This is a genomic window from Anaerobacillus sp. ABA4_114 (assembly GCF_056159065.1).
Window position 1 is genome coordinate 413,562 of record NZ_JBSWUM010000001.1, and the last position, 23,326, is coordinate 436,887.

The 23,326-nt window shown below is 32.1% G+C and carries 19 protein-coding genes; all 19 read left to right on the forward strand.

The window, feature by feature from the left end:
* The first annotated feature begins 73 nt into the window (after positions 1 to 73).
* The 19 genes from ACXAEY_RS02100 (at position 74) to ACXAEY_RS02190 (ending at position 23,293) form a co-directional block, all read left to right on the forward strand.
* On the forward strand, positions 74 to 841 hold the full coding sequence (locus tag ACXAEY_RS02100; RefSeq protein ID WP_474810128.1) for a tyrosine-protein phosphatase: 768 nt from the start codon (positions 74 to 76) through the stop codon (positions 839 to 841).
* Positions 842 to 1,086: 245 nt separating this feature from the next.
* Positions 1,087 to 1,827, forward strand: a complete 741-nt coding sequence (locus ACXAEY_RS02105; RefSeq protein WP_474810130.1) for a YveK family protein — start codon at positions 1,087 to 1,089, stop codon at positions 1,825 to 1,827.
* Positions 1,817 to 2,518, forward strand: coding sequence for a CpsD/CapB family tyrosine-protein kinase (locus tag ACXAEY_RS02110; RefSeq protein ID WP_474810131.1), 702 nt, complete (start codon positions 1,817 to 1,819; stop codon positions 2,516 to 2,518). Before ACXAEY_RS02105 ends, ACXAEY_RS02110 begins: the two co-directional genes overlap by 11 nt.
* A 753-nt stretch (positions 2,519 to 3,271) precedes the next feature.
* The gene (locus ACXAEY_RS02115; protein WP_474810133.1) at positions 3,272 to 3,937 is read left to right on the forward strand and encodes a sugar transferase; all 666 of its coding nucleotides are present in this window, start codon (positions 3,272 to 3,274) and stop codon (positions 3,935 to 3,937) included.
* Between the two features lie 18 nt (positions 3,938 to 3,955).
* Positions 3,956 to 4,885, forward strand: a complete 930-nt coding sequence (locus ACXAEY_RS02120) for an NAD-dependent epimerase/dehydratase family protein (RefSeq protein ID WP_474810135.1) — start codon at positions 3,956 to 3,958, stop codon at positions 4,883 to 4,885.
* 63 nt (positions 4,886 to 4,948) lie between these two features.
* Positions 4,949 to 6,229, forward strand: a complete 1,281-nt coding sequence (locus tag ACXAEY_RS02125; protein WP_474810137.1) for a glycosyltransferase family 4 protein — start codon at positions 4,949 to 4,951, stop codon at positions 6,227 to 6,229.
* Positions 6,226 to 8,082, forward strand: coding sequence for a heparinase II/III domain-containing protein (locus ACXAEY_RS02130; protein WP_474810139.1), 1,857 nt, complete (start codon positions 6,226 to 6,228; stop codon positions 8,080 to 8,082). The genes ACXAEY_RS02125 and ACXAEY_RS02130 overlap by 4 nt, the downstream gene beginning before the upstream one ends.
* A 40-nt stretch (positions 8,083 to 8,122) precedes the next feature.
* The gene (locus ACXAEY_RS02135) at positions 8,123 to 9,343 is read left to right on the forward strand and encodes a nucleotide sugar dehydrogenase (RefSeq protein ID WP_474810140.1); all 1,221 of its coding nucleotides are present in this window, start codon (positions 8,123 to 8,125) and stop codon (positions 9,341 to 9,343) included.
* A 19-nt stretch (positions 9,344 to 9,362) separates the two neighbouring features.
* Positions 9,363 to 10,304, forward strand: coding sequence for a hypothetical protein (locus ACXAEY_RS02140; RefSeq protein WP_474810142.1), 942 nt, complete (start codon positions 9,363 to 9,365; stop codon positions 10,302 to 10,304).
* The gene (locus ACXAEY_RS02145) at positions 10,289 to 11,200 is read left to right on the forward strand and encodes a sulfotransferase family protein (protein ID WP_474810144.1); all 912 of its coding nucleotides are present in this window, start codon (positions 10,289 to 10,291) and stop codon (positions 11,198 to 11,200) included. The genes ACXAEY_RS02140 and ACXAEY_RS02145 overlap by 16 nt, the downstream gene beginning before the upstream one ends.
* Before the next feature lie 10 nt (positions 11,201 to 11,210).
* Entirely contained in the window at positions 11,211 to 12,323 is a 1,113-nt protein-coding gene (locus tag ACXAEY_RS02150) for a glycosyltransferase (RefSeq protein WP_474810146.1), read from the forward strand.
* A gap of 84 nt (positions 12,324 to 12,407) precedes the next feature.
* A complete protein-coding gene (locus tag ACXAEY_RS02155; protein ID WP_474810148.1) occupies positions 12,408 to 13,673 on the forward strand; it encodes an O-antigen ligase family protein in 1,266 nt (421 codons plus the stop codon).
* A 51-nt stretch (positions 13,674 to 13,724) separates the two neighbouring features.
* Complete coding sequence (locus ACXAEY_RS02160; protein WP_474810150.1) at positions 13,725 to 14,693, forward strand: glycosyltransferase family 2 protein; 969 nt, start codon at positions 13,725 to 13,727, stop codon at positions 14,691 to 14,693.
* Between the two features lie 19 nt (positions 14,694 to 14,712).
* Positions 14,713 to 15,813 carry a polysaccharide pyruvyl transferase family protein gene (locus ACXAEY_RS02165; RefSeq protein WP_474810152.1) on the forward strand — a complete coding sequence of 367 codons (1,101 nt, stop codon included), beginning with the start codon at positions 14,713 to 14,715 and terminating at the stop codon, positions 15,811 to 15,813.
* Between the two features lie 125 nt (positions 15,814 to 15,938).
* Positions 15,939 to 17,294 (forward strand): lipopolysaccharide biosynthesis protein, encoded by a 1,356-nt coding sequence (locus ACXAEY_RS02170; RefSeq protein WP_474810153.1) that lies wholly within the window; start codon positions 15,939 to 15,941, stop codon positions 17,292 to 17,294.
* A gap of 427 nt (positions 17,295 to 17,721) precedes the next feature.
* On the forward strand, positions 17,722 to 18,582 hold the full coding sequence (locus ACXAEY_RS02175; RefSeq protein WP_474810155.1) for an FAD-binding protein: 861 nt from the start codon (positions 17,722 to 17,724) through the stop codon (positions 18,580 to 18,582).
* A gap of 119 nt (positions 18,583 to 18,701) precedes the next feature.
* Positions 18,702 to 19,601, forward strand: coding sequence for a sulfate adenylyltransferase subunit CysD (gene cysD, locus ACXAEY_RS02180; protein WP_474810157.1), 900 nt, complete (start codon positions 18,702 to 18,704; stop codon positions 19,599 to 19,601).
* Between the two features lies 1 nt (position 19,602).
* On the forward strand, positions 19,603 to 21,426 hold the full coding sequence (gene cysC / locus ACXAEY_RS02185; RefSeq protein WP_474810159.1) for an adenylyl-sulfate kinase: 1,824 nt from the start codon (positions 19,603 to 19,605) through the stop codon (positions 21,424 to 21,426).
* An 88-nt stretch (positions 21,427 to 21,514) separates the two neighbouring features.
* Positions 21,515 to 23,293, forward strand: a complete 1,779-nt coding sequence (locus ACXAEY_RS02190) for an SLC13 family permease (protein WP_474810161.1) — start codon at positions 21,515 to 21,517, stop codon at positions 23,291 to 23,293.
* Positions 23,294 to 23,326: the final 33 nt, after the last annotated feature.

Below are 23,326 nucleotides of genomic sequence, written 5' to 3' on the forward strand. Positions count from 1 at the left end.
AGAAATTTCAAAAAACGATAGCAGAATATGCTACTCTAATAGGATAGTGCAAAATTTGAAAGGGGAGCATCATATGATTGATATTCACTCACATATTCTACCAGGAATAGATGATGGAGCGAAAACGATAGAAGATAGTTTGGCAATGGCTAGGCAAGCCTATGAGCAGGGGATTACAAAAATCGTAGCTAGTCCACACCACAAAAATGGTTCTTTTGAAAATGACAAAACTACTATATTAAAAGAAGTTGGTTTGTTAAACACAAAGTTACAGCAAGAGGGTATCGATATAGAGATTCTACCAGGTCAAGAAAACCGGATCTACGGAGAACTCATAGAGGATATAAATGGTGAAGAACTGTTGACAATTAATGAGAATGGTATCTATATGTTGATCGAATTTCCATCGAGTCATCTTCCGCGCTATGCAAATAAGCTCCTGTTTGATCTCCAAGTAAATGGAATTATCCCGATTATTGTCCACCCTGAACGAAATCGTGAAATTATGGAGAATCCTGACCGACTGTTTAAGTTAATAAAAGAAGGAGCACTGAGTCAACTGACCGGCTCAAGCGTTACTGGAAAGATGGGCAAGAAGATTCAAAAGTTCTCTATGGATTTAATTCATCATAACCTTGCGCACTTTGTTGCATCTGACGCTCATAACATCACAAATAGGCCTTTTGACTTAAGAAATGCAATGGAGTCAGTTGAACGAGAATTCGACATGTCGACAAGGTATATGTTGCAAGAAAATGCAGAAGATATAATTCTAGGAAAGATGGTTTCGAAAGAACTACCTGAAGAAATCAAGCGTAAGAAATTTTTAGGATTATTTTAAGAATATTTGACATATAATCCAAATCCAAAAAACTTTCGACATAAAAATTAAAAAAATAGCAATGCAAGCCTTTTCTTCGTCAACATTCGACAAAAAAGAACGGGTATTTCGTACTAATACTATTTTAATGGGGGTGGAAATGGGAAATCCCCCTGAAAATAGAGAGTTTTCTGTGTTATAGTGGAATCTGTACTGGAAAATGTTGCTCATAAACTAAAATCTTTATACATTGCTGGAGGCATCTAATGGAAGAAACAATCAGCTTGAAGGAAATATTCCAAGTATTAAAAAAACGACTCTCACTAATTTTACTCATCACATTAGTTGCTACAGTGACTAGTGGAATTGTCTCGTACTTCCTATTAACCCCTATCTACCAAACATCCACTCAAATTCTAGTAAACCAAAAAGCGAACTCAGAAAACGGTTTTGACATTAACCAAGTAAGAACAAACGTTGAATTGATTAATACATATAACGTCATAATAAAAAGTCCAACAATCCTTGATCAGGTAGTAGAGGATCTTGATTTAGATATATCGACGAGTGCATTAAATGAAAAGATTTCAGTCAGCAATGCACAAAATTCGCAAGTCGTTTCAGTTGAAGTAAAAGATCCTGATCCTGCCCTTGCTGTTAAGATAGCGAATACAACGGCTAGCGTATTTGAAAAAGAAATTAGTTCGATTATGAACGTGGATAATGTGAGTATTCTATCAAAAGCAAACTTTGAAGGAACACCCTCGCCAGTAAATCCAAAACCAGTATTGAACATGGCGATCGCCTTAATAGTTGGGTTGATGGTAGGAGTAGGACTTGCGTTTTTACTAGAATACCTTGATAACACGATTAAAGATGAAGATGATATTGAAAACGTACTTGGTTTACCTGTCCTTGGAACGATTGCAGTTATCAGTGATAAAGAGGTTGGAACACGTACAGAAAAGTCTAAAAAGTCGATGAGGAGTGAAACCGTTGAGTCGTAAGAATAGAAAGTCTATCACAGTAGCGAAAGAAAGAAGTTTGCTCACTCATCAAAACCCTAAGTCTCCAATTGCAGAGCAATATAAAACGATTCGAACAAACATTCAATTTGCAGCTATAGAAGAAGAGATGCGTACGATCATGATTTCCTCTTCAGGACCAATGGAAGGTAAATCCACTACCATTGCTAACCTTGGGGTGGTTATGGCACAACAGGGCAAACGCGTGCTCATCGTGGATGCGGATTTAAGAAAGCCAACAGTCCATTATACATTCCGTACGATGAACACGAGAGGGATAACAAATGTCTTAACGAAACAGGCGGAATTAAAAGAAGTTACATATGAGACTGAGGTTCCTAATTTAGAGGTGTTAACAAGCGGACCAATACCTCCTAACCCTTCAGAATTACTAGGTTCAAAAGCAATGGATAAATTGATTGAAGAAGCATTAAACATTTATGATCTTATACTGTTCGATTGCCCTCCAATTCTTGCGGTGGCAGATTCTCAAATCATTGCAAATAAAATACAGGGTACTGTACTTGTTGTCAGTAGTGAGACGACTGAAAAAGAAGCAGCTATCAAAGCAAAAGAACGGTTGGAAAGTGCAAGTAGTAAGTTGCTAGGAGTAGTGTTGAATCGGAAGAAGATGAAAGAAGGCAGTTACTATTACTACTATGCACAACAATAGCCTGCTGCAAAAGATAACTAAAATAAATTGATGAAGTTATTGTTGTGTAGGAGGTAAAGATTCCCCCGCCAATTCGTATAGTTTGAACATACTTTGGTGGGGGTTTTTTATGCCTGTTTTGTTATATTTTTCACTTGAATTTTACATTGTTATATTTAAGTGAAAAATATACTATTAATGCATTTTAAAAAAGTTAATTGTTTTGGTGATGTCTACTTACCGTTAAAAATGTAGGTACTCGGCTGTTCTAAGGGTGTATAAAAAATATACCTTAGTCACATTTGTTGACAGAGGTTCGGTGTGAGGGAGGGTTAGATGCCCTAATATTTTCAAAGTAATCAGACAACTTATCATCGTTTAAACTTACTTTTAGAAAAAGTGTTTAAACTATAAAAAGATATTAGATGAAAAATGAATACAAAAAACAAACAAAATTATGAATTAATATTAACCTATTTAGCCTTGTAGGTGTTGGGGTAAGTACTAAGCTTTGGTGGTTTAGAAGTTGATTGGAGTATTGCTATTAAATAATCCAAGCAGGTTCTGATCCACTAAATAATATTATTGCTTTATAGAACTTATAGGAGGAAGTAATTATGTATAGGTTAATTTAACTTTTTTAATCTTATCTTATAACTAAAGCAAAAGGAAATAAACTAGTAGAAGAACTAAAGTGCTTTATGGAAGGTGTACAGTTTAGTTACGAGTGCAGCATTATATAGCAATTAGGAATAAAAATTTGAGGTGAGGCGAGTGTCGATAAAAAAGGTTCATAACAATTTACATGAAGAATATGCGGTAACTCTCGAGAATGGATTACAACAAAGTTATTCCTATCCAAACGTTTACTCGGTGATTAAACGTCTAATGGATATATTAATGGCTATATTTGGACTTATTTTTACAATTCCTATTCTATTAATCTTTTGTATTGCTATTAAGTTAGAGACACCAGGACCTGCGTTTTATCTGCAAAAAAGGGTTGGACGTGATGGTAAATATTTTAATGTAATTAAATTACGGTCAATGGGAGTTGACGCTGAAAAGAAAGGAGCACAGTGGGCTGATAAAAATGACCCTCGTATAACTAAAATTGGTGCTTTTATCCGTAAAACAAGAATTGATGAAATTCCTCAATTAATTAATGTATTGCAAGGAGATATGAGTATGATTGGTCCTCGTCCTGAACGCCCTATCTTTACTGCTCAATTTAACGAGGAAAACCCAGGTTTTATTAAACGTTTAGTGGTAAAACCAGGAGTTACTGGTTGGGCTCAAGTTAATGGTGGTTATGACATTACTCCAAAACAAAAATTAAAGTTAGATTTATTTTACATAGAGAATAGGTCTTTATTAATTGATGTAAAAATTTTACTTAAAACTATTCGAATTGTCTTAACAGGAGAAGGTGCAAGGTAATAAAGTGGGGGGATATAAATGACAAAAGTATTAGTAACGGGTGGTTGTGGATTTATAGGGTCACATATTGTTGAAAAATTAATTCTTAAAGGATATGAAGTTATTGTTGTTGATAATTTAAAAACAGGTAAGTTAGAAAATATAGATACAAGCAAGGTACAGTTTTATAAATGTGATATAACTAATAGTGATTTTGAACAAATCGTATTTAATACTAAGCCAAAATATATAATACATCAGGCTGCTCAAGTTAGTGTGGCAGAGTCTATTAGAGATATTGTATATGATACCGACGTTAACATTAGGGGTTCAATTAATGTTATAGAAGCATCAAAGAATAATGGGATCAAGAAAATTATTTTCGCTTCTTCTGCAGCAGTATATGGAGAACCTAAGTATCTACCAGTTGATACAAAACATCCAATTAACCCTCTTTCTCCATATGGGCTATCGAAAATTACAATTGAAAAATATCTAAAGCTTGCAAAAGATTATTACGGGCTTGATTATACTGTTTTACGTTATAGCAATGTTTATGGACCTCGTCAAGATGCAAAAGGTGAAGGTGGAGTGGTTGCAATTTTTGCGGAAAGATTGTCTCAAAATAAGAAAGTTGAAATATATGGAGATGGGGAACAATCACGTGATTTTATTTATGTTGAAGATGTTGCAGAGGCAAATGTTAAGGCAGTAGAAAATGGTAGTGAGCAAGTTTTAAATATTGCAACAGCCCAAGAAGTTTCAATTAATGACTTATTAGTGATAATGAAAGAACATAGTAATTCTACTATTGAACCAACTTATATGAATAAAAGAGAAGGCGATATCACACATAGTGTATTATATAATGAGTCTGCTCAGGATGCACTAAAATGGGAGATTAATTATTCTTTGGGGGATGGAATAAAGAAGACAATTGAACACTATAAATCACTAGTAATTGTCTGAAACACCTTTAAATTAATGAAGCACCAATTTTTCTGTAACTAAGAGGTAAAAGGGAAGGATACTATGGATTATAAAGAAAATGAAAATAAAAATATTTGGATGTTTCATCATTATGCAACGCCTCCAGCTTTAACAGGATTAATTCGACCTTACAATTTTGGAGTTAATCTTAAAAGTTATGGGATTAAAACTACTGTATTTTCAGCATCGTACCTCCACTATTCAAATGAAAATATTATTAATGATAATAGATTGTATTCTATTGATAATGAAAGTGAGATACCATTTGTTTTTGTTAAAACGCCATCTTCGGCTACGAACGGTATAAATAGGATAATAAATATGCTAGCTTTTTATAAAAACCTTTTCGGAGCAGTAAAGGACATTACCAGAAGTAGTAATAAACCTGATTTAATCATTGCTTCATCACCTCATCCATTGACTATGATTGCCGGTTTGAAAATAGCTAAAAAGTTTAATATTCCCTGTATTTGTGAAGTGCGTGATTTTTGGCCAGAAGTTTTTTTTATGGGCGGTAAATTAAAAGAAAATAGTATTATTGGGAAACTCCTCATTAAGGGTGAAAAGTGGATCTATAAGAATGCAGATGCGATGGTCTTCTTAAAAGAAGGAGACGTAAATTATATTCTTGATAAGAAGTGGGATGTTGAGCAAGGTGGAGTTATCGACTTAAATAAATGTCACTATATAAACAACGGTGTAGATATAGAGACATTTAATTATCAATTAAAGAATGAAATATTATCTGATGAAGACTTGAATAGTAAGGACTTTAAAGTAGTTTATACAGGAGCTATTCGAACTGTAAATAATGTTGGAAATATCTTAGATGCTGCAAAACTGTTAGAGGATCATGATAATATTCAGTTTCTAATATATGGTGACGGAAATGAATTAGAAACTCTAGAAAATAGAGTTAAAGATGAAAAAATCAGAAATGTGAAATTAAAGGGATATGTACAAAAAAAATATATGCCTTATGTACTTAGTAAATCGTCTTTAAATATACTCAACTATTCGCAATCTAAATATAATTGGTCTAGAGGTAATAGTTCGAATAAGTTATTTGAATATATGGCATCAGGGAGGCCAATCATCTCCACTGTTAAAATGGGGTATTGTCTTTTAGAAAAACATAATTGTGGCTTATCTTTGGAAAGTGATACACCTGAGAATTTAGCCAAAGCAGTAATGGATATATATAACATGTCAGGAGAACGTTATGCAGAAATGAGTGAAAATGCTAAGAATGTTGCAAGACATTATGACTATAAAGTGTTAGCCCAAAAACTTAATGGAGTAATGGAGCAGTTGACACCATGATAAGAACAATTAAATCTTTATTAACTGAATATGGTTTAGGTTGGACGGTTAACCGTTCTTTATACTCTGCAAAATTAAAACTGTTGTCAAATATCCCCACTACAGAAAAGTTATTTGAAAAAAGTGTGAGTGTTAAGCGAATTGATATATTTGATTTTGACATTTCTGCTATAAAAACCTTTTTAGGTAAATTAAATAAAAAACACAAGATGCAAATAATTTCTGTAGCAGATAAAGCACTTGATGGAGTAATTACAGGGTTCTCTTCAGTAGAACTTAACTATGGTAATCCTATTAGATGGCATTTAAATCCATTAACTGGAGTAGAAAGTAAAAAGGATGTTAAATGGTATTTAATTCCTGATTTTGACAAAGAACTAGGAGATATTAAAGTGGTATGGGAAGCTTCACGATTCACACACTTCTTCTACTTCGCTAGGGCATATCTTATAACTGGTGATCCAAAATACTATGAAGCATTCTCAAACCAAATAGATCATTGGTTAAAATCTAATCCATATCCATATGGACCAAATTATAAGTGTGGCCAAGAATGTACACTCCGAATGGTTAATGCACTAATTGCATATTCTATATTTAAAGATTACGGCCTTACCTCAAACCAAGACGATAAAAACATCACAAAATTAGTAGAATTTAATTATAAAAAAGTCTTATCCAACTTTTTCTATGCTCATAAATGTATAAAAAATAATCACACTTTTTCAGAAATTTGCGGATTGATAGTTGGAGCGTGGTGCTGTGAAAATGAATCTGCTGTGAGAAAAGCCTATCGTTTGCTTGACAAAGAAATCATTAATCAATTCTCATCTGATGGGGGCTTTAAACAATATTCTTTCAACTATCATAGGTATACTCTTCAAATAATTGAATGTGTATTTAAAATTAGTGAAAAAACAAATATTCACATTACTGAGAAAAAAAGAATAAAAAATAGTGTCCTTTTATTATATCAGGCTCAATGCGAATCCGGAGACGTACCGAATTATGGTTCTAATGATGGAGCACTTATATTCCCTGTTACTCAATGTGGTTATCGGGATTTCCGTCCTGTTATTAACACTGTATACGCTCTAATTAATGGTAAAAGACTTTATAAACCAGGTAATTATGATGAAGAATTATTGTGGTTTGGTAGTGGTACGGATGGTAATGTCCCTCTAGTAAATATAGAAAGGGTTACTTCACGATTTAATGATTCTGGATACTATATATTCCGGCATGATGGTGGGTTTATTATGACTTGTTTGCAAGACTTCCAATCTAGACCTGCACATATGGATCAGTTACATATAGATTTATGGCACAATAATATTAATGTTTTTTGTGATAGCGGAACATACTCGTATGCTAGTGATTTAGGAAAGTCACTTTCCTCAACCGTTGGTCATAACACTGTAAAAGTAACTGGTGTTGAACAAATGAACAAGAAGGGGGCATTCTTAGTTACAGACTGGACAAAGCCTAAACAAATCAATTTTGATGAGACCAGCTTTACTGGTACTATGATTTCAAAGAACGGTTATAAACATACCAGAAAAATTAATAAAAATGAAAACGGTTATGCAATCATAGATGAAATCACAGGTGAGGGTGAATATTGTGAAGCTTATTTTCATACACCATGTGAGGTCAAGATCAATGAACTAGGGTTTGAACTATATCATAAAGGTAAGCCGATATGTAAAGTGTTCACAGATGAGAAGGTAAAAATTAATAAGACATATCGAAGTTTGTTTTATCAAAAAAAAGAAGAGATAACACAAATAATAATAAAATACCCAATGTACGGAAAAAAATGCAGTGTTAAATTTAACCTGGAGTTAATTTAGTAATAATGCTGGATGGACTACTTGAAAGGAAGATATTACTATGATTAATATTGTTGGATTAGGTTATATTGGTTTGCCTACAGCTTTAATGTTTGCAAAAAGTGGACTAAAAGTCGTAGGAACCGATAAGAATACTAACCTCGTAAACTCTTTATCTGAGCAAAAGCTTACTTTCGAAGAAGAGGGGTTGGAGGAACTCTTCGAAGAAGCGTTGTCCAATGGGATTGAATTTACAACAGAATATCAGAGGACGCATACATACATCCTTGCTGTACCAACACCGTATTTAAAAGAAAATAAGAAACTTGATCCAATATATGTTATATCAGCATTGAATAGTGTTCTAGATGTTTGTGAGAAAGGGGCAGTAATAATTATCGAATCAACAATATCACCCGGAACTACAGATAAATATATTCGCCCTGTAATAGAAAATAGAGGATTTGTACTAGGAGAAGACATACACTTACTACACGCTCCTGAAAGAATTATTCCTGGTAATATGATTTACGAACTTGAAAATAATTCCAGGACTATTGGAACAGATAATAGTGCAATCGGCGAGAAAGTCAAAAATTTATACTCGAAATTTTGTAATGAAGAAATCATTATAACTGATATTAGATCTGCTGAAATGTCTAAAGTAGTAGAAAATACGTATAGAGATATTAATATTGCATTTGCAAATGAATTAGCTAAGATTTGTCGTACTGATAATATGGATGTTTATGAAATAATAAAAATTGCAAATAAACACCCCCGAGTGAATATCTTACAACCCGGTCCGGGTGTTGGAGGTCATTGTATTTCAGTAGACCCATGGTTTTTAGTTGGTGATTACCCCGATCTCACAAATTTAATTTTGACGGCACGTAAGTTAAATAATTCAATGCCAACCCACGTTCTTGGAAGAATTAGAGATATTATGAGAGAGCACGGAATAAAAGATATATCTAAAGTGGGGTTATATGGACTTACTTATAAAGAAAATGTTGATGATACTCGCGAAAGTCCCTCACTTCAATTATTAGAGCGCATGGATGAACACTTGGCTTTTGGTGTCAAAGTCTTTGACCCGTTAATAAACACAACAATTGTAGAGGATCAGTATTTTGATTTTGAGAAATTCTTAAATGATATAGAACTTCTTGTTGTAATGGTTGGTCATAATCATCTTAAAGAAAACTTTGGATTAACAAGTAATAAGCTAATCCTAGATACAAAAAATATATGTCCATTTAAAAATACGTATAAATTATAAAATGAAAGAGAAGGTCGTTATGAAAGTTCTGTCGGTCAAAAATATCCAAGCATATAAAAATGGTTTTTTTTATATAGGTAGTAACTTTAAAAGTTATAAAAAAGTAAAATTGCAATATTTGAATTTTGGCATTAGGACCACATTAATTGATTATGTATATAGGTTTCTAAGAAGAGGTGTTCATAATATTCTTATACATGATAACTACATTGTGGTTGTAAAGAAAGGGAAAATTCTTATATATGTAGATAACAAGTTAAGAAACCTAATTAAAATTGATAGAGGGTCTAGACCTCTAAAACAGGGTGTGTTAATTTTTGACAATAAATTATATTATGGAGACTATTTTAGTAACCCTGACAGAAAAGATGTATATATTTATGAAGTGGATTTGAAATCCTTTAACAAAAGGAGATTAGTAACAATACAAAATGTTAGACATATTCATTTTATCCAACAAAATAATCAAAACAAAGATGAATTATTTATAGGTACTGGTGATGAAGATAATGAATCTAACTTTTATTCCTATAGCATTAAGAAAGATGAACTGAATTATATTAATGGGGGTTCTCAAACGTGGAGATCAGTTAGTTTATTGCAGAAAAAAAATTTAATTATATGGGGGAGTGATTGTCCTTATAAAGAAAACTATATATATTCATATGATTTAATAGAAAAAAAACTAATAAAACTATTTAAAATTGATGGTCCTGCTTATTATTCAACTTACGACAAAAGCGGGAATTTATTTATTGCTACTACAATTGAGAATAAGAGTCATAAAGCAAAGGTATATAAAAGCAGTGATGGGAAAGTTTGGTCTGAATTAATAGAGTTTAAGAAAGATAATCTCCCGCCTAAACTTTTTGGCTATGGAACAATTGAATTCATACAAGGACAGAGTGCATTAGAAGATCTATATATTAACATAAGGGGATTAAAATGGAAGAAAAAATGATATTCATAGTAGGAGTAGGAAGGTCAGGGACTTCATTATTACAGAGTATGTTAAATTCACACTCTCAAATTGCTTTTCCTCCTGAGACGCATTTTTTAAGAAATTTTTTATCTGAAGAAAAAGTATCTGGTATAAAAGCAGAAAAAACCATAAACAGGATTAAAAATGATAAATATTTGGCTAGATTGAACATGGATTTAAACAGTCTGATAAAGGATAATATTAATGAAAATTCTTTTAATAATTTGGCATTTTTTCAATCTGTACTTAAGCATTATAAAGAGAGTAAAAATAAAAAACATATTGGAGATAAAGACCCGAAAAATCTTGAATTTTTAGATGTAATAAAAAAGCATTTCCCTAATGCGTACGTTATTCACATGATTAGAGATCCTAGAGATGTAGTGCTTTCAAGGCTTAAGGCTCAGTGGAGTAAAGACCGTGGCTTACTAATGCATAGTCTGACATATAACGAACAAATCAAGTTAGGGATGAATAAGGGACCAACTTTGTTTAAAGATAGATATATCGAAGTTAAATATGAAGAGCTAATCGGTAGCCCCCAAAATACATTAAAAAACTTGTCAAACGCCCTAGGTTTAAGTTTTGAAGATAGCATGCTCCAGTATATGGAGAGCTCCAGGGATTTAGTAGCAAATGATGAGAGGTCATGGAAGGAGAATGTATTCCAACCTGTTTTGAAAAATAATTCGGAGAAATGGAAAGATGAATTTAGTAGGAGAGAAATAGAGAAAATTGAATTATTATGTTCAGGAGTAATGAAACAGAATAATTATAAACCTTATATCGAAAAGAAGGAGTACAGTCATATATATTATTCTAGTATAAAATCTCTGTTTAAATTCCTTTACTGGGTGAAAAATAAAAAAGCTTAAGAGGTGCTATATGCTAATTACATTCATTGTTAATTCTTTAGGTAAAGGAGGTGTTGCAAAGTATATTGAAAATTTAAGCAAAGGATTAACAGCCAAAGGTTGTAGAGTGGACATATTAATCTTAAAAAAAAACGATACATCAAATTCGTTTTGCAAGGACAATAGAGAAAATATTAGAGTTATAACATATAATAAACGAAATCTAATAACAATTATAAGAAAATTAAATATGTATATTAAAGATAACAAGCCAGATATTATTATTACAACGAATCATAAAGTAGATATATTATTACCTATATTAAAGACAAAGAACACAAAAAGATTGAGAACTATTCACAATATGACAAAAAATTACAGGGATATAAGTTGGGTAGAAAAGGTATCCTTGAGATTAGCCCCATTAATTTATAGGTTAAATAAAGACATGAATTTTATTGCTGTTTCTGAGGGAGTTCGTAATGATTTCACTAGTAATATGAAAATTAATGAATCAAATATAAAGGTTATTTATAATCCTACTATTGATAAAAGTTCTATAAATAAGTTTAAAGATTACAAAAAAATGGGTAGTAAACTTCCGGTTTTTAAAAATAAATCTCTTAAAATCTTGAATATTGGAAGGCTTATTAATCAAAAGAATCATAAACTATTAATTGACTCTTTTTATCTAGTAAATAAAAAAGTAGACTGCGAGTTAATAATTCTTGGAGAAGGTAAGAATGAGCAGATGCTTAAAAACTATATTACTGAATTAGGGATTGAACATAAAGTTCATTTTGAAGGCTTTGTTGATAATCCATATTTATATTATCTTAATTCTGATTTATTTGTTCTATCTTCTGACTATGAAGGTTTTGGATTAGTATTAGTGGAAGCTATGATATGTGGATGTCCTGTAGTTAGTACTAACTGTCCTTCAGGGCCAAGCGAAGTATTAGAAAATGGTGTGTTTGGCACTTTGGTAGAAACTAATAATAAGGTTGAATTAGCAGTTGCAATAAACACCAGTTTATTGAATAAAACTAACAGGGATCTGCTATTCAGACGTGCTCTTGATTTTGAGATAAACAATATTGCTGAGAAGTATCTTAGCTTTATGAAAAATAATACATCTGCTTGATTATGTAGACAGGAATTAATACTAATCAATCTTATTAAAAAGCTATTTAATATCAACATATAGGAATTAGGCGGGTGTATTCACTTGAATTATATCAATAAACATATAAATGATAGATATAGAGAAGAAAGAAACAACATTGTTTTAGTCGTTATTTCATCTATATATATTTTTTGGGCTTATTTAAAGGTTATATCAAGTGTAGTCAATATACAGATAGCTTTTTTGGTGATAGCAGGCACTATATTATCTTTACTTTATTTAATAAATATTTCAAAGATAAAGATTAGTTTTATAGATGTGAATTGGATCGTGTATACTATCATTTTATTTTTTAGTCTGTTAAATACTCCATATAAAGCTGATGGGCGAGAATATTTAATCTTTTTTGTAGTAATGGTATTTCTATTAATTTATTTACGAAGTACTACAAAGTGGGAGACTTCTTTTATCAATCTAATCTGGATCTTTTCTGGGATTCATTCAGTATTTATAATTCTTCAATTTTTATTTAAAGATTTAGTTATGAAGTTGAACGACTTAATCCTAACTGATTATTCATACGCAATTATTCAGCAATCCTCCTCCAATAATTATTTTTCAGGAATAACTAATCAAGCTGCGTTTGCAGGTATGTTTGCAACAATCTTTAGTTCTTTAGCTTTTTGTAAGTTAATAACATCTAAAAAGAAAAGTGTTTATTTGATTTTAACAGTTCTATTAGGTTTTATAGCATTACTATTAACTCAGAAGAGATCTTTTTTTGTTGCTAGTATTTTGGCTATTTATTTCATTCTATTTATCTATAATGATAGAAAAACTAATATAAGGATAATTAGAATAACAACTACCACTTTCTTAATGTTAATTGGTGGTGGTTTTGCGATGCTTTTTATACCAGCAACTCAGAATGTCTTTAATAGATTGTTTCATGAAGAGGATTTATTTAGAAGCCGAGAAGGCATGTATAATACTATGATTGAGTGGTTCCAAAATAATAAATTATTTGGAGAGGGTATAGGGGCAGCAGAGTTCACATTTGGTTATGGAGGTCATAATATTTACTTGCAGGTACTTGCGGAAACTGGGGTTGTTGGCTTTGTTGTATTTTATTTAGCATTTTTTTCTTTATTTATATTTAATATAAAGGAAAGTATTATACATATTAAATCCTACCCTTACAGTAGAACACATGGTATTTTACTGTTTTCATTATATATGCAATTAGTATTTATATTATATGGTGTTAGTGGAAATCCAATTTATGACTATACTTTCTTTCTGTTATTAATATTTATATTAGCGATTCCTTCTAGTGTTATAAGAAAGCAAAAATCAATTGAAAATTAGGAGTTTATTAATCAGTTAATACCGATCTAAATTAATCGGCGAGGTGAGCTAATGGAAAATTTAATTAGTGTAATTGTTCCTGTTTACAATGCAGAGAAATACCTAAAGAAATGCATTGATAGTATTCTGGGTCAATCTTACAAGAAATTAGAAGTAATACTTGTAAATGATGGTTCAAGTGATTCATCTGCAGAAATTTGTGATGAATATTCTTATAAAGATTATAGAGTTAAGGTAGTTCATAAAAACAACGCAGGTCCTGGAGAAGCTAGAAGTGATGGGGTTAACATAGCACTAGGAAAATATATTACTTTTGTAGATGCAGACGATTACATTGAAAAGAATATGTACCAAGAAATGCTTAAGTATGAAAAATATAACTTTGATATAATTCAATGTGGGTATAGTAAGGTTAAACCTAATGGGCAAACAATAGCTAAAAGTAAGCTTGAGAACGTCGAGATATCTGGCACATATGAATGTGCTTTTTATCAAGCTGCACAAATAAATACTACCAACTTTTTATGGAATAAGTTGATAAAGGCTAGTTTATTTAAAAATGTTATTTTTCCTAAATTTTATGTTGGGGAAGATGCGTGTATTTTAACGCAATTATATGCTAGGGCTAATCAGGTTATTACTATCAATGAATTATATTACAACTATGTTATGACACCTGATAGTTTGTGTCGTACAGCATTTTCAGAAAAGAAGCTTGATAATATTCATTCAGGAAAGTATATGTATAAATATTACAAAAAAACATTCCCTGAACTAAGTGTTTTTTCTGCACTTCACATCTGTTCCTATGCAGCAAAAAATTATTGTGAATTATATAAATATGATTATAACGATAAGGCTGAAATATTGAACGAACTACATAAGGTTTTTAATGAATACTATCAGATTTCAAAAGGAAGTAAAATTAAAAAGATGAGTAGTAAAAGAAGATTGTTTTTTATTGAATCTTTTCATATCAATAGAAAATTCAGCTCATTAATATACAATTTAATAGTATGATTCGCGGGAGGACATTAATATGAATATAGGGATTTTGACATTCCATAATGCAAATAATTATGGTGCAGTATTGCAGGCTTATGCTCTACAAGAAACAATTAAGTCATTGGATAAAAATGTAGAGATTATAGATTATAGACAAGACTATATAATTAACAAGTATAAAGTTATACGTATTAATACTAAAAGTATAAGAAAAACCTTTAGATCAGTCATTTCTACTATTATCCATTTTCGAGAATTTTCCAAGAGAGAAAAGGTTTTTAATAAATTCAGGAAAAATTACTTGAACATTTCTAGAAAAACCTTTGAAAATTCAATAGACATAAACGGATACGATGCTTATATATCTGGTAGTGATCAGGTTTGGAATTCTGAACTCACAAAATTTGATGATGCGTTTTTCTTTAATTTTTGTGCAGATGATGAAAATGCTAGGAGAATATCTTATGCAGCAAGTATTGGAAGTGAGGTTATAGACAAAAAAGAAGAGGCCTTTTTGAAAAGTCAGATAAACAATCTTGATTATATTAGTGTTAGAGAAAATAGTGCATTAAAACTAGTTGACCACCTAACAAATAATAAAGTTGAGAGGGTATTAGATCCAACCTTATTAGCAGATGTTACTATTTGGAATAAATTAGTGAACCAGACTACTGAAGGTGAAAAGTATATTTTAGTTTACTCAGTAGGACCCATTGAAAACATAGTGGAAATCTCCGAACACTTAAGAAAGAAACTAGGGCTGAATTTACTCTATGTAACAGAAAAGAGGTTGAAAAGTTCAAAAGGACGGAAGCACTTAAAGGGGGTAAGTCCTGAAAAATTATTAAGTTTAATAAAGGGTGCCCACTTTGTTATAACTAATTCATTCCATGGAACGGCTTTCTCGGTAATTTTCAATAAAAACTTTATTACTATCCCCCATAAAAAAAGTGGTACAAGAATGGTAAGTTTATTGGAGTTATTGGAACTAAATCATAGAGTTGTTGAGAGTATTAAAGATTTAAATAATACGGAATTAATGATGGAAATAGATTATGACTCGACAAACTTAATTCTTGAAGAAGAAAAAAATAAATCCCTTAACTATCTAAAGACCTCACTAGCTGAAAATTAAATTTATACTTTAATAAAAAATTATCTATCATTACTAACACATTTTTATGTTTTCATGATATACGTTGTTATTTACTATACAGTTTAGGTACTAAAATTTAGTAGAATTAATTAAGGAGCTATATAATGAATAAGGGTATTTTAAGCAAACTCCCTTTTTCAACAAGCAATTTTTCAAGCTTAACGAAAAAGCCGTTTGTAAGGAATGTAATTACAGTTGCATCAGGTACAGCTGCTGTCCAAGCAATAAATTTACTATTCTCACCGATCATTACTAGGATTTATGGACCAGAAGCTTTTGGTATTCTTGGAGTTTTTTTGTCTATTATCACTATAGTTACGCCTATTGCAGCAATGACATACCCTATAGCAATTGTTCTTCCAAAAGAAGAGAACCATGCTAAGGGCTTACTTTACTTATCACTTAATATAGCTCTTATACTTTCAGCAATTATGTGGTTAATAGTAACTATATTTGGACAATCTATCGTTGAATTGCTGCAAATTGCAGAGTTGGCACCATATTTAATATTTATACCTATTATTATGGTTTTTACAGCAGCGCTTCAGGTTACCCAGCAATGGATGATCAGGCATAAAAAATTCAAACAAAAAGCAAAAGTTGCTGTTATCCATGCCTTACTTGTGAATAGTACTAAAATAGGCTTAGGGTTATTCCAACCTATTGCGTTTTTCTTGATCTTAATAACAACTTTAGGGTATGCCTTACATTCTTTATTGCTTGCTTGGAATGCAAAAATATTATCTCTTTTAATTAATCCTATTGGAAAGAGTAAGTTTAACCGCCTATCAATAAGGGGGATAGACCTTGCCAAAACATATATGGATTTTCCATTATACCGTGCATCGCAAGAATTCATTAATTCAGTATCAAGAAGTCTGCCGGTTTTAATGCTGACTATAATGTTTGGTCCAGTTGCGGTAGGCCTCTACGTGCTTGGGAACAAAGTATTAGCATTACCAGCTCAATTAATTGGAAATTCAGTTGGTGATGTTTTTTATCCAAGAATTACCGAAGCTGCAAATAATAATGAAAGTATTTCAAATTTATTGATAAGAGCTACAACTACTTTAGCAGTTATAGGCCTTATTCCATTTGGATTAGTAGTTGTCTTTGGTCCCTGGTTGTTTAGTTTTGTGTTCGGTGAGGAATGGTTGATTGCAGGTGAATATTCTAGGTGGCTTGCAATTTGGTCATATATAGTATTTATAAATAATCCAAGCGTGAAAGCTTTACCAGTCTTATCAGCACAACAATTATATTTGTATATTACTATTGGCATCGGATTATTGAGGGTAATTGCTTTAGCAATAGGTGGTTACCTCTTTGAAAGTGATATTATTGCAATTGCTTTATTTGCAATTGCTGGTGCTACAGTCAACCTTCTATTAATTATAATGACTATAGTAAAAAGCATCTCTTATGACAAATCTAAAAATAAGAAAACTAATCTTAATTAAAAATTGTGAAAAATACTCCTTAAAGTAGTTGGGAATAAAATAGTTACAAAGTGGCCCAAGGTCACCACAAAAAGGTGACATTTTTGCTTTAATAGATGATATGAAAATTTGTTACCTTTTCTTCCAATGATGCAAACGAGTGTTAAGCTTTGATATAAGAAGAAACATAAAGCCTCTAAGATAATGATATTAAAGCTAAGCAATGAGGTTAATAAAGGCATGGGGTTTGATCAAACAGATTAAATGCCCATATACGCCATATAATATAATTTCCTTTCCATACACTATTTACTGATTAGAGCAGGGCTTTTAAACTGTTGTTTACCTTATTATTGTGAAAATTCTATATGCTAGATAATTGCAAATGCTAAGTTATATTAATATTTGATTTAGCTATTAGAAATAAAGAAAAAAGGAGATAAAAGAATTGGAGATTGAGAATAATATTAGAAATATTGATACCGACTCTCTATCTAGATACAAAACATCTCACCACTTTGAATCTTACGCAGAAATTAAATCTGTAAGTCAATATATGGAATATTATAATTGGGCCCTGAAAAATAATAAAAAGATTTATTTTTTAGGGAATGGATCTAATACACTGTTTGTAAAAAAAAATGTAGAATCACTTGTACTGAAGAATAGTATCCCGAAAGAGATAAAGTGTATTTCTAAAGAAAAAAACTTGTATGAAGTTTCTTCAACAGTTAAGATGAATGAAATTTTGAGAGTATGTTATAAGGAATCTTTAGACTCTTTTTATTATTTGGCGTCTGTTCCAGCAACAATTGGTGGAGCTTTAGCCATGAATGCTGGTGAAGGTAAACATATAAATAAATCAATATATGACTTTGTTAAAAGTGTTACATATATTGACAAAGATAACGAAATTAAAACTATCAACCGTAAGAATATGAATATTTCATATAGAGAGACAATGTTTACTGGATCTCAAGAAAAGTTTATTATAAGTGCTATTTTTGAATTCCCTTATAAGGATTTAAGTGTCGTTAATCCAGTAAAAGAACGTATTCAATGGTCAAAGCAGAATCAAGATAATATTGCTCCTAATTGTGGATCTGTTTTCAGTAAAACTTTTAGACCTGTAATGCGAATTGTAAAGGGATTAAGTTTAGGTAAGGCTAAATTTTCTTCGAAGACACTTAATTGGATAAATAATAAATCGAGTAGTCACAAGCCAATTTTATTATTAATATATTTTACGATGATATTACATCTATTAGTAGGAAAGAAGTGTAAAGTAGAAGTCATTAGGGTTAAATAAATGCAGGTAGTAAGTTAGTTAAGCTTAAGCACAGAATACTTTAAAACTAAAAGAGTAAAGTCATGTAATGACTCATTTTGCGCTTGAGTACAAATTTAGAATGGTTAGGAGATATTCCCATGGAAGATTTTATTCACCTTGATCAACTCGAGGCTGAAGCAATATATATTATCAGAGAAGTTGCTGCAGAATGCGCAAATCCAGTTATGCTTTATTCAATTGGAAAAGATAGTTCTGTTATGCTCCATTTAGCAATGAAAGCTTTTTATCCAGAGAAGCCTCCATTTCCTTTTATGCATGTTAATACAACTTGGAAGTTTAATGAAATGATTGAGTTTCGTGACCGCAAGGCAAAAGAGTTAGGAATTGAGATGATTGAAGAAATTAATCAAGAAGCAGTTGTACAAGGTATTAATCCTTTCGACCATGGATCGGAATATACAGACATAATGAAGACACAAGCGTTAAAAAAAGGGTTGGATAAATACGGATTTGATGCAGCTTTTGGTGGTGGAAGACGTGATGAGGAAAAATCACGTGCAAAAGAGCGAGTTTTTTCTTTCCGTAACAAAAAACATGCATGGGACCCGAAAAATCAAAAACCAGAAATGTGGAAACTTTACAATACTAGAATTAATAAGGGTGAAAGCATGCGTGTTTTCCCGCTCTCAAATTGGACTGAAAAAGATATATGGCAATATATCCGCAAGGAAAATATTGATATAGTTCCACTATATTTTGCTAAGGAAAGGCCAGTTGTTTATCGTGATGGGAATATCATAATGGTAGATGATGATCGTATGAAACTAGAACCTGGTGAAGAAGTGATAATGAAGAAAGTTCGTTTTAGAACTTTAGGTTGTTACCCTCTAACTGGTGGTGTTGAGTCTGAAGCAGATAGTTTAGATGAAATAATTGATGAAACACTTGGCGCAGTATCTTCAGAGCGCACAAGTCGAGTAATTGATCAAGAAGCCGCTGGAAGTATGGAACGCCGTAAGAGAGAGGGGTATTTCTAGAATGAAGAGTCTACTTAAATTTATTACTTGTGGAAGTGTAGATGACGGTAAATCAACACTTATTGGTCATATGTTATATGATGCAAAACTATTATTTGCTGATCAAGCAAAAGCTTTAGAGCTTGATAGTAAAGTAGGAAGTCGTGGAGGAGAGATAGATTATTCTCTTCTTCTTGATGGTTTAATAGCAGAGAGGGAACAGGGAATTACGATTGATGTAGCATATCGCTACTTCACGACAGATAGTCGCTCTTTTATTGTTGCTGATACACCAGGGCATGAAGAATATACTCGTAACATGGCTGTAGGAGCTTCGTTTGCAGACTTAGCTATTATTTTAGTTGATGCAACAAAGGGTGTTATTACTCAGACTAAACGCCATGCGCGGATTTGTTCTTTAATGGGGATTAAACATCTTCTCTTAGCTGTAAACAAAATGGACTTGATTGACTTTGAACAAAAGCGTTTTGAAGAAATCAAGAGAGATTTTAAACAATTAACACATGGATTTAATCTTGAAAGTATACAAGTGATCCCCGTTTCAGCTACTGAAGGAGATAACATCACAAAGAAGTCAGAGAATACACCTTGGTATGATGGTTTACCATTATTAGCATATTTGGAAAAGATAGACGTTTCAAAAGAACAACGGGATAGTTTTATCCTTCCAGTTCAGCGAGTAAGTCGTCCAAATCATACATTTCGTGGCTTTCAAGGGCAAATTGAAGCAGGAAGCATTTCAGTTGGAGACGAGATAATAACACTACCGAGTAATGAAAAAGCAAAGGTAAAGAGTATCTTGGTGACAGATAAAGAGGCTCATTCAGCAATTGTTGGACAGCCAGCAACTATACAATTAGACCGTGAAGTAGATGTATCTCGAGGGAATGTATTAACAACTTCAAGTAATATTCAAGTAACTGATATGTTTACAGCCACTATTTTGTGGATGGATGATACTAAACTGGTACCGGGTCGAAATTATCTAGTAAAAGTAGGAACAAAAATCCTTCCTGGTACTGTGATGTCTATAAAGCATAAGATTGACATTAATACTGGGGATCATATTCCAGCTGATAAGGCCTTTAAAAACGAGCTCATAGAATGTGATATTTCATTATCAGAAAATATGGTATTTGATACTTTCGCAAATAATAAAGGACTCGGTGGACTAATTTTGATTGACCGAGTGTCGAATATGACTTCCGCTTGTGGTGTGATAGAGCATTCACTTCGTCGCTCGACAAATGTTGTATGGCAAGAATCGGATATTTCAAGAGAGGTTCGTGAACAACAAAAAGGACAGAGGGCTTTTACACTTTGGTTCACTGGACTTTCAGGTTCTGGAAAATCAACACTTGCAAATGAAGTCGAGAAACGTTTGTTTACCACTGGACATCATACGATGTTACTAGATGGGGATAATGTTCGTCATGGTCTTAATAAGAATTTGGGTTTTAAGGAAAGTGATCGTGTCGAAAACATTCGTCGTATCGCGGAAGTTGCTAAGCTAATGAATAATGCAGGATTAATAACAATAACATCATTTATTTCACCGTATGAAAGTGACCGCAAAAATGCAAGAGAAATTATTGGTAATGGTTTTGTTGAAATATTTGTTAGTACTCCAATTGAAGAATGTGAAAATCGTGATGTGAAAGGTTTGTATAAAAAGGCTCGTAATGGAGAGATTCCAAACTTTACTGGGATATCTAGCCCGTATGAAGCACCGGAATCTCCAGAAATTGAGGTTGACACAAGTAAGTTTACATTAAAAGAAGCAACGGATTATATTGTAAGAGAAATTATGAAAATAATTCTTTAGTAAGATAGCTACTATCAATTCCTAATTGATAGTAGCTTTTTTGGGAGTTTTACTAAAATGTGAAAGAACAGAAGGGAAGGTCTTCCCTATGTCATTAGAGATGATCTTTGTTTTAGCTATGATTATTTTTATGCTAATTGCATTGTTATTAGAATTTGCTAGGCCGGACATGGTTGTTTTTGCAACTCTTGTTGTCTTTTTAATTTCAGGATTGTTAACTCCAGAAGAAGCTTTAAAGGGATTCTCTAATCAGGGGATGTTGACTGTTGCCCTTTTATTTATTGTGGCTGGAGCGATACAGAAGTATGGAATCATAGATCAATTAATGAAACAATGGTTGGATAAGAGCAGCACTGTAAGGGGTTCTATGTTACGCTTCTTTCTACCTCTTCCATTCTTTTCTGCTTTTTTGAATAATACTCCTATTGTTGTTACATTTACACCAATTATTAAGAAATGGTGTGAAGAGCAAAAAGTTGCACCCTCAAAGTTTTTAATTCCATTATCTTATGTAACTATTTTAGGAGGAACAATCACTTTAATAGGTACCTCTACTAATCTAGTTGTACATGGAATGTTGCTTGATAATCAATTAAAAGGGTTCAGCCTCTTCCAACTAGCAATAGTAGGGGTTCCGATTACAATAATTGGACTTATTTATATTTTTACTATTGGATATAGATTTTTACCAAATCATATTGGTGTTGGTGATCAATTATTTGCTGATTCTAGAGAGTATATTGCTGAAGTTAGCGTTCAAGGTGATTTTATATATCTAAATAAATCTGTTCAAAAGGCTGGATTGAGAGAATTAAACGGATTATATCTAATTGAAATTATACGTGGAGATGAGCGTATTTCTCCAGTTCGCTCAACGACAATTATTCAGGCGGGAGATCGGTTAATTTTTACAGGTTTAATTTCTACAATCGCTGAATTACAGAATATAAAAGGCTTAACAATTGAAACGGGTTCTGAACTAGAATTAGATGACTTAAAAAATGGAAATATTCAACTTGTAGAAGCTGTAGTTTCTCATCAATCTTCCTTATTAACTAAGTCAATAAAACAATCACAATTCCGATCTAGGTTTGATGCGGGAGTATTAGCCGTACATCGTAATAATGAGCGGATAAAAAGTAAAGTTGGAGACATAGTTCTACGCCCAGGGGATACATTGTTGCTTTTGGCTGGATCTGACTTTCTAAAAAATTATCAACATTCAAGTGATTTTTACATAGTATCTTCTTTAGATGCCCCTAAGAGTTTAAGTACTAATAGCAAAAAAGGCTACTTTTCCATAGGTATATTGATAGCTATGATTATCCTAGTGACTATGGGCTTCTTAAGTATGTTCAAAGCAATGATGCTAGCCGTATTTTTATTAGTACTCACAAAGGTGATTTCTCCAGAAGAGGCAAAGAAATATGTACAATTTAATGTCCTTTTACTTATTGCTAGTGCATTTGGTGTTGGAATCGCTATGACTAAAAGCGGCTTAGCTGAATGGCTAGCAAATGGTTTGTTAAAGTTAGGTGAACCTTATGGGATATTTGTAGTTCTTTTATTAGTTTATTTATTGACTAATATATTCACTGAACTAATTACAAATAGTGCGGCTGCAGTATTAATGGTACCTATTGGTCTAGAGATCGCTTCTTCTCTCGGAGTACAATATATGGGGGTTGCTATAATTATATCCATAGCTGCTTCAGCTAGCTTTATTACTCCTATTGGTTATCAAACTAATTTAATTGTATATGGTCCAGGTGGCTACAAATTTACAGATTATATAAAGGTTGGATTGCCTTTAAGTTTAATTGTAATGGTAGTAACCGTAATTATTGTGAATTTTGTTTGGTTTTAACTCAATCGCTTCAAAGTAATTTTGAAAGGTGGT